The organism is Marinomonas sp. TI.3.20, from assembly GCF_038155025.1.
Lineage (GTDB): Bacteria > Pseudomonadota > Gammaproteobacteria > Pseudomonadales > Marinomonadaceae > Marinomonas > Marinomonas flavescens.
In genome coordinates this window covers 1-14,386 of record NZ_JBAKAS010000014.1, presented here as the reverse complement: position 1 = coordinate 14,386, position 14,386 = coordinate 1, and the positions used below count along the sequence as shown (strand labels likewise).

At 42.3% G+C, this 14,386-nt stretch carries 14 protein-coding genes and 1 rRNA gene; 9 read left to right on the top strand and 6 right to left on the bottom strand.

Annotated elements, in window-relative coordinates:
* Positions 1–30: 30 nt before the first annotated feature.
* From V6259_RS13765 to hemC, 4 genes are read right to left on the bottom strand one after another with little or no spacing between them, the layout of a single operon-like run.
* Positions 31–1,269 (bottom strand): heme biosynthesis HemY N-terminal domain-containing protein, encoded by a 1,239-nt coding sequence (locus V6259_RS13765; protein ID WP_341585007.1) that lies wholly within the window; start codon positions 1,267–1,269, stop codon positions 31–33.
* A complete protein-coding gene (locus tag V6259_RS13760; protein WP_341585006.1) occupies positions 1,266–2,567 on the bottom strand; it encodes a uroporphyrinogen-III C-methyltransferase in 1,302 nt (433 codons plus the stop codon). The genes V6259_RS13765 and V6259_RS13760 overlap by 4 nt, the downstream gene beginning before the upstream one ends.
* Positions 2,551–3,321 (bottom strand): uroporphyrinogen-III synthase, encoded by a 771-nt coding sequence (locus V6259_RS13755; protein WP_133011679.1) that lies wholly within the window; start codon positions 3,319–3,321, stop codon positions 2,551–2,553. The genes V6259_RS13760 and V6259_RS13755 overlap by 17 nt, the downstream gene beginning before the upstream one ends.
* 33 nt (positions 3,322–3,354) lie before the next feature.
* Entirely contained in the window at positions 3,355–4,278 is a 924-nt protein-coding gene (hemC, locus tag V6259_RS13750) for a hydroxymethylbilane synthase (RefSeq protein WP_133011678.1), read from the bottom strand.
* Positions 4,279–4,438: 160 nt separating this feature from the next.
* Here hemC and argH point away from each other — a divergent pair, with 160 nt between their 5' ends.
* On the top strand, positions 4,439–5,839 hold the full coding sequence (gene argH / locus V6259_RS13745) for an argininosuccinate lyase (RefSeq protein ID WP_133011677.1): 1,401 nt from the start codon (positions 4,439–4,441) through the stop codon (positions 5,837–5,839).
* Positions 5,840–5,888: 49 nt separating this feature from the next.
* Here the strand turns inward: argH and V6259_RS13740 are convergent, their stop codons facing one another.
* On the bottom strand, positions 5,889–6,689 hold the full coding sequence (locus V6259_RS13740) for a hypothetical protein (protein ID WP_341585005.1): 801 nt from the start codon (positions 6,687–6,689) through the stop codon (positions 5,889–5,891).
* A 202-nt stretch (positions 6,690–6,891) separates the two neighbouring features.
* Between V6259_RS13740 and lptM the strand changes: the two genes are divergently transcribed.
* The 6 genes from lptM (at position 6,892) to trxA (ending at position 10,928) form a co-directional block, all read left to right on the top strand.
* Positions 6,892–7,011: an LPS translocon maturation chaperone LptM gene (gene lptM, locus V6259_RS20055; RefSeq protein ID WP_133011675.1), complete on the top strand. Its 120-nt coding sequence runs from the start codon at positions 6,892–6,894 to the stop codon at positions 7,009–7,011.
* 10 nt (positions 7,012–7,021) lie between these two features.
* Positions 7,022–8,275 (top strand): diaminopimelate decarboxylase, encoded by a 1,254-nt coding sequence (lysA, locus tag V6259_RS13735; protein ID WP_341585004.1) that lies wholly within the window; start codon positions 7,022–7,024, stop codon positions 8,273–8,275.
* A 10-nt stretch (positions 8,276–8,285) separates the two neighbouring features.
* Positions 8,286–9,116 carry a diaminopimelate epimerase gene (gene dapF, locus V6259_RS13730; protein ID WP_133011673.1) on the top strand — a complete coding sequence of 277 codons (831 nt, stop codon included), beginning with the start codon at positions 8,286–8,288 and terminating at the stop codon, positions 9,114–9,116.
* A gap of 7 nt (positions 9,117–9,123) precedes the next feature.
* Positions 9,124–9,789: a DUF484 family protein gene (locus tag V6259_RS13725; protein ID WP_341585003.1), complete on the top strand. Its 666-nt coding sequence runs from the start codon at positions 9,124–9,126 to the stop codon at positions 9,787–9,789.
* Positions 9,786–10,499, top strand: coding sequence for an HAD family hydrolase (locus V6259_RS13720; protein WP_341585002.1), 714 nt, complete (start codon positions 9,786–9,788; stop codon positions 10,497–10,499). The genes V6259_RS13725 and V6259_RS13720 overlap by 4 nt, the downstream gene beginning before the upstream one ends.
* A gap of 102 nt (positions 10,500–10,601) precedes the next feature.
* Positions 10,602–10,928, top strand: a complete 327-nt coding sequence (gene trxA / locus V6259_RS13715) for a thioredoxin TrxA (protein ID WP_341585001.1) — start codon at positions 10,602–10,604, stop codon at positions 10,926–10,928.
* Positions 10,929–11,027: 99 nt separating this feature from the next.
* Here trxA and V6259_RS13710 read toward each other — a convergent pair whose 3' ends face one another.
* Positions 11,028–12,482, bottom strand: coding sequence for a peptidoglycan DD-metalloendopeptidase family protein (locus V6259_RS13710; RefSeq protein WP_341585000.1), 1,455 nt, complete (start codon positions 12,480–12,482; stop codon positions 11,028–11,030).
* Between the two features lie 104 nt (positions 12,483–12,586).
* Here V6259_RS13710 and tyrS point away from each other — a divergent pair, with 104 nt between their 5' ends.
* Together tyrS and V6259_RS13700 are read left to right on the top strand one after the other, a co-directional pair.
* Complete coding sequence (gene tyrS, locus V6259_RS13705; protein WP_341584999.1) at positions 12,587–13,891, top strand: tyrosine--tRNA ligase; 1,305 nt, start codon at positions 12,587–12,589, stop codon at positions 13,889–13,891.
* Between the two features lie 419 nt (positions 13,892–14,310).
* Positions 14,311–14,386 (top strand): 16S ribosomal RNA (locus V6259_RS13700); the annotation flags it as partial.

Here is a 14,386-nt window from a genome sequence, read left to right as displayed (position 1 = left end):
TTATTAGGAAACAATAACATGGTGCCTAAATTAATGTTCTTGAGGAAGTGGTAGTGTTTTCAGTCGATTACTCGCTTGGTTAAGGCTGACCATTACAATGTCCTGACTTGCTTTCGTGTCCCCCATTGCTTTGAGTAGACGGCTTAGCTCAGCAAGGGCTTCATTTTGGCTGTCTAATGAAAAAGCTTGCTCGTAGTAATCTTTGGCTTTTCCCCAAAGGCGAAGCGATTGACTTAAGCGCCCACATACAAGTAATAAATTGGCACTACTGGTTTCTTTTTTAAGCCAGTTTTCACAGTTAGCTAACAGTTTTTTTGCCGCTAGTTCGCGTAGGTTTCCATATTCATAAATTAAGTCATTTGACCATTTTTTGTTTAAACTATGGCGAATAAAGCTTTCTGCTTTTTCTTCATCTTTAAAGCTAATAAGTGTTTGAGTATACAGTTGTCGCATATGGTCATCTTGAGAAAGCGTATCTAGTTTATTCCATAATTTTTCTACATCAGTGACAAGTTCTTTATTGCTTTCACCTAGTTTGTTGCGGAAGGTTATCTTATTTAATAAAGCCAAAAACGCATTTTTCTCCAATTCAAGCATGTTGTCGTTATCGAAAATGCCTTCTTTTTTGAGTGTTGGAGTGAGTTCGAGCAATGCATCCCAGTCTTTCAGTTTGGTATAAACGGCAACTAACATTTTTAAGATTTGTCTGTGCTTTGGTTTTAATTTTTGTAAACGAATTAAAGAAGCGAGAGCACCTTCATAATGCCCTTGCCTCATTTGTATCTGACTTTGTGCGAAGCCAATGGCAAATTCAGCCTCGGGTGAGGATTTGTGTGCTGTTCTTAATAAGGCTTTAGAGCGTTCGTGTTCGTCTTGTTCATTAGCTGCATAAGCGGCACCAATGTAGTTTATCAGGGGATAAGCGACATTGTTTGCACTGTTTGTTAATAGCTTCTCAGCTTTACGCCAGTTACCTCCGACCAGCTCAAGCATGCCTCGAATTGTGTTTTTTGTGGCGCGTTTACTGGCCAAATTATCTGTAATCCTAGACAGGGAGTTGCTCGGTCTAAGGATAATGAAAAGAATGCGTTTCACCCAACTTAATACGAATAGGGCAACAATCAAAGCGGCAACTAACACCCATACGCTGGTTTCAATGGTGATACCGTTGTATGCAATTAAGACATAACCACTGTCTTGTCGCATTAGTAATCCTAGTACGCCACCAATTGCCATCACGATGACAAGAATAAAGAGAAGCTTTCTCATGCTTGTTCTCCTGCCGCTTTGTCTTCAGTGATTTTTTTATCAGATTCACCTGAAAGTGGTGTGACTTTATCTTTTGCTGATTGCTTTGTGCTCTCTTGTGGAGGCTCATTCAAGGTAGAGGGGGTTGTATCTGGCGTTGAATCAGCTTTTGGAATAGAGCGGGTATTCCATTCTTTCATAAGTTTTTTCATGGCATTGAGAGAGTCTCTGGGTAGAGGGAGCTCTGGAGCCGGATTAACTTGTTGTAATGAGGTTAAGCTGGTCATGAAGGCAATGACGCTTTGAGATCGAGTATCAAAATGTTCGGTGATGGCATTGGCAACCCGAGATAATGCTTTTTGATAGATAGATGTTTCGCCTTTCACCATAGCAACTTGGGCGACATCAATTTGTAATTGTAGCCCAGTGACTAACTCTTGATATTCGGCTGGTGGTAATAACGTTTTAATCGGTTTGTGATTGTAGTTTATAACAACAAGAGACTTAATAGAGTCCCATATTTTTGCCAGTGTGCTACTTACTTCGGCAGTCGTTTGTTTTAATTTGCTTTGCTGCTCTTTTTTATTGGCTTCTAACCATTTTTCAGAAGGTTCGCGTTGCGGCAGCTGGCTTACTTGGTCGTAAAGCGCGCCTAATTGTAAGTAGCGTCCTTCTACATCAAAGTGTGTGGTTGATTTTAGTGCTTGGATATCACGCGCAATGGCTTTTCTTGCATCAAAGAAGAGAGGGTCTTGCAGTTCAGCAAGAATACTGTCGGCATTGCTTAATAATGCTTCGGCACCATTAAGGTCAGATTCAAGCAGTAGTCTTTGATTGGCTAAGCGAACAAGGTATTCCACTTCTGCTAGTTTCCAGTCTTCTTTGCTCGCACTGTTTATTTGGCGCATGCGATTTTCAAGCGAAATCAACTGGTTCTGCTGTGTGGTTTGTTGAGCTTGTAGCGATCTTGTTTGTTGTTTGGTGTTTTGCTCTGATTTAGCAACTTGATCGGAAAGTTTAGTGAGCTGATTGTAGGTATTATTGTGTGCGTTAAGTTCTGAATTAAAATTATCTTGCTGATTTTTTAAGGCGGCTAACTTGGCTTGAGTATTATTTTGTTCACTTTGATAAAACAACCAACCCGCAGCGCCTAAAGCAATCAAAGAAATAACGAGCGAAGTGGCTATTAATGTTTTGTTAAGGGCGGCAGGGTCTTTCGTTCCACCAGAGTTCTTTTTTGACGGCTCTGATGTGTCTTTTTTAAATTCTTCGTCAATCGCCGTTTTAGGTTCTGAGGCTTTCTTATTGATCTCTATCATTCTTGTGTCCTGTGTGAAATTCCGTCGCCGTTATAAGACTCGCGTCATCTGCGCCATTCGCGCAAATCGCATTCTGCCACCCCATATCCTTTGCCAATCTGTTCACTCTTTCGCTTGGCGTTAGAATTAACAGTGATTTATGGCTGGGCTTATATTGTTCTATGTAACTATTTAAGTTTATTAAACTTTCGCCACTGGTTGTCCATATTAGGTCAATATCAGGTAGTAATGCGAAGGTTTGAGCCTGATAAACCGGCTTTTTTCGTTCATAAAGGGAAAGATAACGTACTTGTGCGCCTCTTTGCTCTAATTGATTGCCTAATTCTGGTCGTCCCCCTTCCCCGCGAACTATTAAAACTTTCATTCCTCTCATTTTTGCAGGCTTTAGCCATTTCAAAAGTGCTTCGCTTGTATGGCCAGGGTTGGCGATAGCGGGAATGTTTTCTTTAATTAATTCTTCAGTTGTGCCTTGCCCGATTCCGATCCAATGAGTGTCAATAGGCAGCATCGGCCAGCAATTATAAATCCATTCTGCCGCTGCTCTAGCCGCATTTTTACTGACGAATATCACGTATTGATATTCGTCAATATTGAAAACATGTGAGCGAATGGCGGCGACTTTCCTTGTGTCGTTAATAGGTACTATATCTAGCATTGGAAGAGCAATGCCATGAAAACCTTGCCGAATTACTCTTTCGCAGCTAAGTGCGTTTTCAGGTTCAGGTCGGGTGATTAGAATGTTTAATTTACTCACCAAGGTTAGTTGCCTTTATTCGCTATTTTGTTATTAATGGTAAATAGAGGCTAGGATAATGTCAGCGCCACGTTTTAGTAAATCATCTGCGAGTTGAACGCCTAAATGCTTAGCGTCATCTTTATGACCAGTGATTTCGCCTTCAATGATGGTTTTTCCATCTGGGCTGCCAACTAAGCCGCGCACAAATAACTGGTCGCCATCTAATGTAGCAAAGCAAGCAATAGGAGCTTGGCAACCGCCATTTAAGCGCTCATTGATCGCGCGTTCCGCGGTGACTCGAATCGCAGTTTCTTCATGTTGAAGAGGCTCAAGTAATGTTAAAAGTTCTAAATCATCAGAACGACACTCAATCCCCATGGCTCCTTGGCCGCCAGCAGGTAAGCTGATGCTGTCAGGAATTCTTAGTTTGATGCGATCTTGCATCTCTAGTCGCAATAGCCCCGCAGTCGCTAGAATGATGGCATCGTATTCGCCGTTATCTAGTTTTCGTAGTCGAGTATTGACGTTGCCACGAAGGTCTTTCACTACAAGATCCGGTCTTTTCATGCGTAACTGGCTAGATCGTCTCAGGCTGGAGGTGCCAACGACACTGCCAAGAGGCAGTTCATCTATTGAACTGAAATTATTAGATACAAATGCATCTGTAGGGTCTTCTCGTTCGCAGATAACCGCAAGGCCAAGGCCTTCAGGGAATGCCATAGGAACGTCTTTCATCGAATGAACGGCGATATCTGCGCGACCATCCAGTAAGGCGGTTTCGAGCTCTTTTACGAACAGACCTTTTCCTCCAATTTTGGAAAGAGGCGAGTCTAAAATTTGATCGCCTTTGGTCGTCATACCAAGTAACTCAACCTTGATCTCTGGGTAGAGTGATTCTAATTGGGCTTTAACGTTATTGGCTTGCCATAGGGCGAGTTGGCTTTCACGCGTAGCAATCACAATTTTCTCTTTCACAGATACTCCTAGTAAGACTTCGGAAGAAAAAGTATTCTTCGTTGATATATAAGCTTAATCATACTCGTTAAGAGTAGGGGCGTCATCCTTCTGTGCTTTATATGTATGGGCGCTTGAGGTACTCTTGGCAGCTGTTTGAATTTGTGTGGGAACCGATTGAATGACTGATACTAATAAAACCACGAACCAGCAATGGGGTGGTCGTTTTTCTGAGCCTGTTGATGCTTTTGTAGCACGTTTTACGGCTTCTGTTGAGTTTGATCAACGAATGGCCAAACAAGATATTCAAGGATCAATTGCCCATGGCAAAATGCTGGCTAGTGTTGGCGTTTTGACGGAAGAAGAGCGTGATCAGATTATTCAAGGTTTGACTGAAATCGAAGAAGAAATCGCACGCGGTGAATTTGCTTGGTCGATTGAATTAGAAGATGTTCATATGAACATTGAAGCTCGATTGACTCAAAAAATTGGCATTACTGGTAAGAAACTTCATACCGGTCGTTCACGTAATGACCAAGTCGCAACGGACATTCGTTTGTACCTGCGTGATGAAGTGGATTTCTTGCTAGAAGAAGTAACTCGTCTGCAGCAGGGTATTTTGAGTTTGGCTGAAAAAGAAGCTAATACTATTATGCCAGGCTTTACGCACTTACAAACGGCTCAACCTGTGACTTTTGGTCATCATTTGATGGCGTGGTACGAAATGATGCAGCGTGATTACGAGCGTCTAGTTGATTGTCGTAAACGTATTAATATTTTGCCATTGGGTGCCGCGGCACTGGCTGGTACTACGTATCCAATCGATCGTAATATGACAGCGGAATTGTTAGGTTTTGAGCGCCCAACTTATAATTCATTAGACTCGGTTAGTGACCGTGACTTTGCTATCGAATTTACCTCAGCAGCTTCCATTATCATGATGCACATGTCTCGTTGGGCAGAAGAAATGGTGATGTGGGCATCTGCGCAGTTTAATTTCATCTACCTACCAGATCGTTTTTGTACTGGTTCGTCGATTATGCCGCAAAAGAAAAATCCTGATGTACCAGAGTTAGTGCGTGGTAAAACAGGTCGTGTTTATGGTCACCTAATGGGGCTATTAACATTAATGAAATCTCAGTGCTTGGCGTACAACAAAGACAACCAAGAAGACAAAGAGCCGCTGTTTGATACTGTTGATACATTACGAGGGTCGTTACGTGCTTTCGCGGACATGATTCCAGCCATTGAGTCTCGTAAAGACAACATGTATGAAGCTGCGCGTCGTGGTTTCTCCACCGCAACTGATTTAGCGGATTATTTGGTTCGTAAAGGTGCTGCTTTTCGTGATGCTCATGAAGTGGTAGGTAAAGCGGTTGGTTATGGCGTGAAAGAAGGTAAAGACCTTTCTGAAATGACCTTGCAAGAACTGAAAAGCTTTGGCGAGATGATAGAGCAAGATGTTTTTGATGTATTAACGCTAGAGGGGTCAGTGGCCGCTCGAGATCATATTGGTGGAACCGCTCCCGCTCAAGTCATTAAAGCGGTAACTCGCGCTAAGCAGGAGTTAGCCGTGCGCTAATTATTGTTTCCTAGAGTGAGTAATTAAAACGGCGCATTAGGCGCCGTTTTTATTTTTCTAGGGTAAAGGGTGAGTCAGGCCCAAGTAACTCATTGGTTAACATACTTGGGCTGATATTTAGCTCAAAGTTAAAAGATTTACTCTTCAAGCCACAGCCATCAAAAACAATAGCCCAGCCGCTGTTGGTTCTATTGTTACTTGAATTCTTGGGCATTCGCCAGCAAACCCCTTTTATATTGACATAACGTGTGCCGTCAGCGTCCTCAGTGATTGGGTAACTGGTTTCTCTTTTTGTCCCTTTTAAATAGTTTTTTTGGGCTTGTTTAGAGGCGGCTATTTTTTTCTGTAGTTCTTTAGAGAAAATTTTCTCGGTCACTTCATCATCAATATCTGGAGAAAGCGAAATTTTGGATAAATCTAACACCGATGATTTCGTTGATACATCGCCATGATTTTGCTGTGCGTTGTCATGATCTAATAGTGAATCATCTGTAACCTTGGTAGTTGATTGCGATTGAAGGTCATTTGGGGTGACATGGTTATCGCTTGGTTGAGTGTTGAAAAAATGGTCTTTCTCATCCTGTGTCTTGGTGTTTTTAGAGGGAGCCTCTGGAGTTCTTGTTTCTAAAGGTGTTTCGTTCGTTACTTCTGGCGTTGTTGAGGGGTGTGTTTGTTCTTTTGAAGCAACAAGTGTGATTTCTAATTTTGGGGTTATTGCTGTGCTTTTAATGTCTTTAGTCGCAAACCAGCCTGCTGAGTAGATTGAGGCGATAGCAATAGCGTGCAGGGCAAGCGCGAAAATAAGTGCAATTACCCAAGCAGGGATGTGCTGTTTGCTTTTTTGAATCAAAGCGATTGCCCAATTGCGATTGAAAATAACGACCCCCTGTCTAAATATTCATCTTTCTATAAATTGACGCAAATATAGTAAATTCAAGCCCTGAGTGGTTATATTATTAGTAAAGAATATTGCTATTAATAGTGCACGAGGGTTGGGAAACGCTTAGCCTACCAGTATACTGTTGTCATCAAAAATTGAAGAGATTAAGACGATGTTCAAATGGCTTACAGTACTTATCCTAGCTACGTTTCTTATAGCGTGTGGTAATAAAGGCGCGCTTTATTTGCCGACTGATAAGACTGTGTCACAACAAGAATCGTCTACTAATTGAGGATACCCCTTTGGACTTTTTTAATTATTCAAACCAGATGTTGCAAGCTGAAAATGTCGCATTGTCTGATGTTGCAAAACAATACGGAACCCCTTGTTATGTCTACTCTCGAGCAACCTTAGAGCGACATTACACGGCTTATTCGGAAGCGTTTTCATCCCACCCAACGTTGATTTGTTATGCTGTGAAAGCGTGTTCGAATATTGCTATTTTGAATGTGCTTGCTCGATTAGGTTCGGGTTTCGATATTGTTTCTATCGGCGAATTGGAGCGCGTGCTTAAAGCTGGCGGAGATCCAGCCAAAGTCATGTTCTCTGGTTTAGGGAAACAAGCGGTAGAAATGCGTAGAGCGTTGGAAGTGGGTATCCATTGTTTCAATGTGGAATCTGAGGCTGAATTGTATCGGTTGGATCAAGTCGCTGGCGAAATGGGTAAAATTGCGCCCGTGTCACTGCGTGTAAATCCAGATGTGGATGCAAAAACACACCCGTATATCTCGACCGGTTTGAAAGAAAATAAATTTGGTATCGATATTCAAGATGCGGTTCGCATCTATCAAATTGCTCACAAATTACCAAACTTAAACGTCATGGGCGTGGATTGTCACATCGGCTCTCAATTGACAGAATTGAAACCTTTCCTCGACACCTTTGATCGTTTAATTGGTTTGGTAGATCAGTTGGCGGGCGTTGGCATTGAGATTAAGCACCTTGATTTAGGGGGCGGTTTAGGCGTGCGTTATCGCGATGAAGTGCCGCCGGAGCCTGCTGAGTATGCCAAGCTTATTTTAGAAAAAGTAAAGGGTCGTAATGTTACTTTAGCGTTTGAGCCAGGCCGCTCTATTGCAGCGAATGCTGGTATCTTATTGACTCAAGTTGAATTTTTAAAATGCACGGCACACAAGAATTTTGCGATCATTGATGGTGCTATGAATGACTTAATTCGTCCTTCTTTGTACGGTGCTTGGATGAATATTGTGCCTGTTTCTCTTGCGCCGACATCGGAAGGCGTTCGTACCTATGATTTGGTAGGCCCTATTTGCGAGACTGGGGATTTTTTAGGTAAAGATCGAGAGTTGGATATTCAGTCAGGTGATTTATTGGCAGTGCGCTCTGCTGGTGCTTATGGTTTTACCATGTCTTCAAATTATAATAGTCGCAACCGTGCGGCTGAAATAATGGTAGATGGCGATAAAACGTATCTTATACGCGCTCGTGAAACGATAGAGCATCAATTAGCCGGCGAGCAAGTATTGCCCGACTAAGGAGCCTATTGTGTTATTAAAATTTACAAAAATGCATGGTCTCGGCAATGATTTTATTGTTGTTGATGCCGTGTCTCGAAAAGTGTTTTTTAACCAAAAACAAATACAGCGGTTAAGCGATCGTAACTTTGGTATCGGTTTTGACCAATTATTAATGGTAGAGCCGCCAACCAATCCAGATATGGATTTTCGCTATCGTATTTATAATGCGGACGGGTCTGAAGTTGAGCATTGTGGTAATGGTGCGCGTTGCTTTGCGAAATTTGTGTTGGATCGCGAACTAACGAATAAACGCGTTATTAACGTTGAAACGAAAGGTGGTCCAATTCAGCTTCGCGTTGTGGATGGCGGGTTGGTAACCGTTGATATGGGAATGCCGCGTTTTGAGCCTAAGGATTTGCCTTTTATCGCAGAACCTTCTGCCGCGTTATATCCGCTTAGTGCTGGTGGTCAAGATTATGAAATCACGCCGGTTTCTGTTGGCAATCCGCATGCTGTGTTACGAGTTGATGCATTGCAAGACGATGAAGTTTTAACGGTAGGTGCGCTGATAGAGTGTCATGAAAGGTTTCCTAAGAAGGTCAATGTTGGCTTTATGCAGGTGCTAAACGAAGGCGAAATTAACCTTCGTGTTTATGAACGTGGTGCAGGTGAAACTAAAGCTTGTGGTACCGGCGCTTGTGCGGCTGTAGTCGCTGGCATTAAGCAAGGTTGGTTAGGTCATAAGGTGACAGCGCATTTGCGCGGTGGCGATTTACATATTGAATGGCAAGGTGAGGGTCACCCCATTCTTATGACAGGTCCTGCAGAGAAAGTTTTTGAAGGACAGATCTACCTATAGAGGTGTTATGAACGAAGCGGACGTTATTCAGTATTTATCAAATAAACAGGATTTTTTTGTGAAAAATCCTGAGTTGTTGGAAAGCTTAACGCTTCCGCATCCAGTTCATGGCAACACAATTTCTTTGCTTGAATATCAAGTCAATTTATTAAGAAAATCTACGGTTGGCTATCGTCAGGAATTTGAACGTTTAGTCGAGGTGGCTCGTGAAAATGAGGCCATCATGCAAAAAACTCGACGACTTATTCTGGCTGGTTTGAAGTGTGCTACGTTGGATGAGTTCGCCGTTATAGTTGACGATATGGTAAGAGATGATTTTGCTGCTTCTCATCATACTTTTTTGCTCTTTGGCGATGATCATGGGTCTTCTATTCGAGGCTGCTCAACAGAGGATGTGTCAAAATATCTTACTAATGCTTCTCGAATGAAAAAATCAGCTTGTGGTACTTTATCAAAAAAAGCATTGGCTTATTTGTTTCAGGAAGAGGCCGCGAGCATTCGTTCCCACGCCGTGCTTCCAATGATTCACCTTCATGGTGATAAAAAATATACGGCTGGATTGTTAGTTCTTGGGGCAGAGTCGGAAAAAATCTTCTCTAAAGAAAGAGAGACCTTGTTTCTAGAATACACGGCAGAATTACTAAGTGTATTAATTCAAAGGTTGTCATCATGAAAAAAGTAGTCGCTTTCGACCTAGATAACACATTATGGGATGTTGATCCTGTGATCGTGAGAGCAGAATACGCTATGGAGACTTGGTTTGAGGCGCGCTTCCCTGGCTTTAATTCGCGTTACCCATTTGCGGTACGACAAGATATTCGAAAAGTGCTAATTGATGAACAGCCTTCTTTGTTGGCCAATATTTCAGCGGCTCGCTATGAAGTATATAAAAACACCTTGAAGCAGTTTGGGTTGCCGACAGAAGAAGCGGATTCGGTGGCTCAAGCTGCGCTGTCTTATTTTTCTGAATGGCGTCAAAAAGTCGATTTGTACCCGCATGTGAAAGAAGTGCTCGAACGTCTTCAGTCTGACTATTCTCTGATTGCGATTACCAATGGCAATGCGGATGTATTTCATCCTTATGTTGGTATTGGGCAGTATTTCGATTTCGCGATTCGTGCCGATCAAGTAGGTGTTGCTAAGCCAGACAGCAGGCTGTTTTCGATGGCCGCAGAGAGGGCGGGTGTCTCGGTAGAACATATGGTTCACATTGGCGATCATCCTATTGATGATGTTGCAGGAGCTGCTAGAGCAGGAATTAAAAGTATTTGGTTTAACCGGCACGGTGCTCGGCGCTGGGATGATCAATGGTCCTTGCGCTCAGATTCTGAAGTACATTCTATATTGGAGTTGCCTGAAGCAGTGCGTTCGCTGCTGTTATAGTGTTTTTCTATTGCCTTAGTAGATGGAACTTATTTTTACCCAAATAGTTTAGTGTTACACTAGGCTCATTCATTAGTTAAAACCGATTTTAAGGAAAATGTTATGAGTGATAAAATAGCTCACATTAGCGATGCTCAATTTTCAGAAGAAGTATTGAATTCTGATGTACCTGTTATTGTTGATTTTTGGGCACCTTGGTGTGGACCTTGTAAAATGATTGCACCAGTATTGGAAGATATTGCTGCTGAATTTGAAGGCCGAGTTAAAGTGGTTAAGTTAAATGTTGACGAAAACACTGAAACAGCGCCAAAGTACAATGTTCGTGGTATTCCAACGCTATTAGTTGTGAAGGGCGGAGAAGTGGTTGCTACTAAAGTAGGCGCTGTATCTAAGTCTCAACTAACTGAATTCGTAAACGGCGCTATCTAATATTAGTCGCTCTGTTTATATGAAAAAGCAGCCTGATGGCTGCTTTTTTTTTGTCTACTATTTATGTACCTAGCGATAGTCTGTCTTATTTACGGACTATCAATCTTTAAGTAGGGCTAATCTTTGTGAAAACTCTGCAGAGTTGGAGTTCGTCAAATCCGCAACCACAGCTTGAGCATAAGGTAGGTATTTCTTTAAGTCTGCTTTCGGCATTGGATCGTCATTGGGTAACTTCACGGTTACAGGGTTTTTATGGACGCCATTTACTCTGAACTCGTAATGAAGGTGTGGCCCTGTTGCCCAGCCGGTTTGCCCAACATAGGCAACAATGCTCCCCTGGTTCACTTTTTTACCCTTACGCATGCCACGTGCAAAGCCGCGTAGGTGGGCATATAGGGTTTGATAGCCTTTCCCGTGATTGATAATAAGTACATTGCCGTAACCATTTTTTTTGCCTGCAAAAGAGACTTTGCCATCTCCTGCTGCTTTAACGGGTGTGCCGCTGGCCGCGGCATAGTCTACGCCACGATGAGGGCGACTAGTTTTGAATATTGGGTGCAGTCGGTTCGGATTGAACTTGGATGATATTCGAGTGAAGTCTACAGGTGTTCGGATGAATGCTTTGCGCATTGCGAGGCCATCAGGGGTGTAATAGCTCGCTCCCTTTTTCGTCTCGTAGCGAATAGCCTGAAAAGTACGGCCGTTATTAATGAACTGTGCGGCAAGAATTTTTCCATTAGCAATTTTTTCACCATCTAAAAACTTCTCTTCGTATAGCAGGCTAAAGCGATCGCCTTTACGAATATCGAGAGCGAAATCGATGTCCCAGCCAAAAATATTCGCCAGCTCAATGAGGAGGGGCTGATCAATGTTTGCATTCATGCCGTCCACAAATAAAGAGTTATTGATTACCGCTTCTTTGTAGGTTTGAGAAATATCCGGCGTTCGGCTGGTTTCACCGCGCTCGAATTGATCGTCCTTGCGTTCGAAATTGATGCTTTGCAGTCGATTTAGCACCAGACTTAAATGTTGGAGTGAGCCAGATGGTTGCTTTATTGCAAACTCAAGGTGTTGTCCTGGCCTCATGCGTAACAAGCTTTTTTGCTTTTTATCAGCGCTGGATACCTTGTAAATATCATTGGCAGATATTTTGTAGCTAGACAGTACTTTAGAAAGGGAGTCGCCTTCTTTAATTTGTACTGAGTGTTTCTCTAGAGTGAATGTTGGGCTCGAATTAATGGGTGATGATTGTTTTGAACTTGTTGTATCTTGATGAGAGTCACCACTATTATTTGATTTATTATCAATAACATAGGCTGAGCCATTACCAGAAGGCGAACTGTCGGTAGCCTGAGTATTGACGCTACTTAATGAGGACGAGTCGCTCTTAAATAAAGTCAGTTCAGATTCCTTAATAACTTGTGGCGTTATTGTTAAGGAAATGTGCTGCGTGTCTTTTGATGCGTCTGTTGGAAAAGCAAAAAACACAATTGCTAGAAAGGCACAGACAATGCCGATCAGTAAAAGATGCTTCGCTGGTATAAGTTTAAACAAAATGAGTACCCAAAATTCTTTATTAAAGCCTTATAATCGTACCAACATTACTTTTATAATTGAATGCTTTAATCAAACTAACTCTCAGGAAATGGATCTAACAAATGACAGTAAGCAGTAACGACCTTTTAAAAGACTTACAGGCTCGTGGTCTAATCGCCCAAATGACGGCAGAAGAAGAGCTTAAATCTCATCTAGCTGGTGGAAGTCGTACGCTTTATTGTGGTTTTGATCCAACTGCAGATAGTCTGCATTTAGGGCATCTTGTTCCTTTGCTTGTGCTAAAGCGTTTTCAAGATGCGGGGCATAACCCTATTGCTCTAGTCGGTGGCGCAACAGGTTTAATTGGTGATCCAAGCTTTAAAGCCGCAGAGCGTCAGTTGAATACCTCTGATGTAGTGGCAGATTGGGCGGAAAAAATCCGTGGTCAAGTCAGTCAGTTCGTAAAATTTGATGATGTGCCAAACCCAGCAAAGGTAGTGAATAACCTTGATTGGGCAGGTGAAATGAGCATGCTAGATTTCCTGCGTGACATTGGTAAGCACTTTTCAGTTAATGCCATGATCAACAAAGAATCAGTACAGCAGCGTCTTAATAGAGAAGGTGCTGGTATTTCATTCACTGAGTTCTCGTATGCTTTGTTACAAGGTATGGACTTTGCTGAATTAAATCGCGCTTACGATTGTACGATTCAGGTAGGTGGTAGCGATCAATGGGGAAATATTGTTGGTGGGATCGATTTGTCACGCCGTCAGAATAAGTCACAAGCATTCGGTTTGACGGTTCCTCTAGTAACAAAGTCTGATGGTACTAAGTTCGGTAAAACAGAATCCGGTGCGGTTTGGTTGGATTCAGCCAAAACCAGTCAGTACGCTTTCTATCAATTTTGGATGAATACATCAGACGCAGATGTTTATAAATTCCTCAAATTCTTTACTTTCTTAAGCCTTGAAGACATTGAAGCGATTGAAAAGGCGGACCAAGAAAGTACAGGTAAACCTGAAGGGCAATCAATTCTTGCGCGCGAAGCTACAAAATTGGTTCATGGTGAAGATGGGTTGCAAGCTGCAGAGCGTATTACCAAAGCTTTGTTTAGTGGTCAGGCTGATGATCTAAGTGAACAAGATTTAGAGCAAATTCAGTTGGATGGTTTACCAAGTAGCTCATTGCAAGGGGTTGACCTAGCCGCTACGCCATTAACTTCTTTATTGGCTGATGCTGGATTGGCAGCAAGTGGCAAACAAGTAAAAGATGCATTGCAGCGTAATTCGGTTGTAGTTAATGGGCAAGCACAAGGTCTAGATAATAATATGGACGCGGCGAGTATCTTTGCAGCAGAAAACGGATACTACAATAAGTACTTCCTAGTGAAGCTAGGCAAGAAAAAGCATCATCTTTTTGTTCTTTAATAGGACGTTCACTTAGGTTACAAAAAAGGCGCTTCGGCGTCTTTTTTGATATGTGGTTAGATTTTTTAACAAACTATCAAAAAACTTTAAAAAAGCCCTTGCGCTAGAATTTTTACGATGTATTATACGCACCCACTGACACGGACAACGACGCAAACAACAGTTTGCAACTTAGCTTGCTAAGTAAGTCGACCAACACGTCAGACGCTCTTTAAAATAGATAATCAGATAATTTGTGTGGGCGCTCGCTGGAGTCTTCAGAAGATCATCGCCATTCGGTTTTACCGGAAGGTAGTTGGTCAAAAAAATTGAAGTCTTACGAGAGTCTACACGGCAATCGCTTTATGTTGGTTTGTTGCTTAGGCAATGAATCGATTAAGTTATAGTTAGTGTAATACGATTTGAGTGAGCAAGTTCTTTAACTGAAGAGTTTGATCATGGCTCAGATTGAACGCTGGCGGCAGGCTTAACACATGCAAGTCGAGCGGAAACGAT

Coding starts and splice junctions, on each gene's coding strand:
- trxA (WP_341585001.1), top strand. CDS start 10,602: ATGAGTGATAAAATAGCTCACATTAGCGATGCTCAATTTTCAGAAGAA.
- lptM (WP_133011675.1), top strand. CDS start 6,892: ATGTTCAAATGGCTTACAGTACTTATCCTAGCTACGTTTCTTATAGCG.
- V6259_RS13725 (WP_341585003.1), top strand. CDS start 9,124: ATGAACGAAGCGGACGTTATTCAGTATTTATCAAATAAACAGGATTTT.
- V6259_RS13720 (WP_341585002.1), top strand. CDS start 9,786: ATGAAAAAAGTAGTCGCTTTCGACCTAGATAACACATTATGGGATGTT.
- V6259_RS13760 (WP_341585006.1), bottom strand. CDS start 2,567: ATGATAGAGATCAATAAGAAAGCCTCAGAACCTAAAACGGCGATTGAC.
- argH (WP_133011677.1), top strand. CDS start 4,439: ATGACTGATACTAATAAAACCACGAACCAGCAATGGGGTGGTCGTTTT.
- tyrS (WP_341584999.1), top strand. CDS start 12,587: ATGACAGTAAGCAGTAACGACCTTTTAAAAGACTTACAGGCTCGTGGT.
- V6259_RS13765 (WP_341585007.1), bottom strand. CDS start 1,269: ATGAGAAAGCTTCTCTTTATTCTTGTCATCGTGATGGCAATTGGTGGC.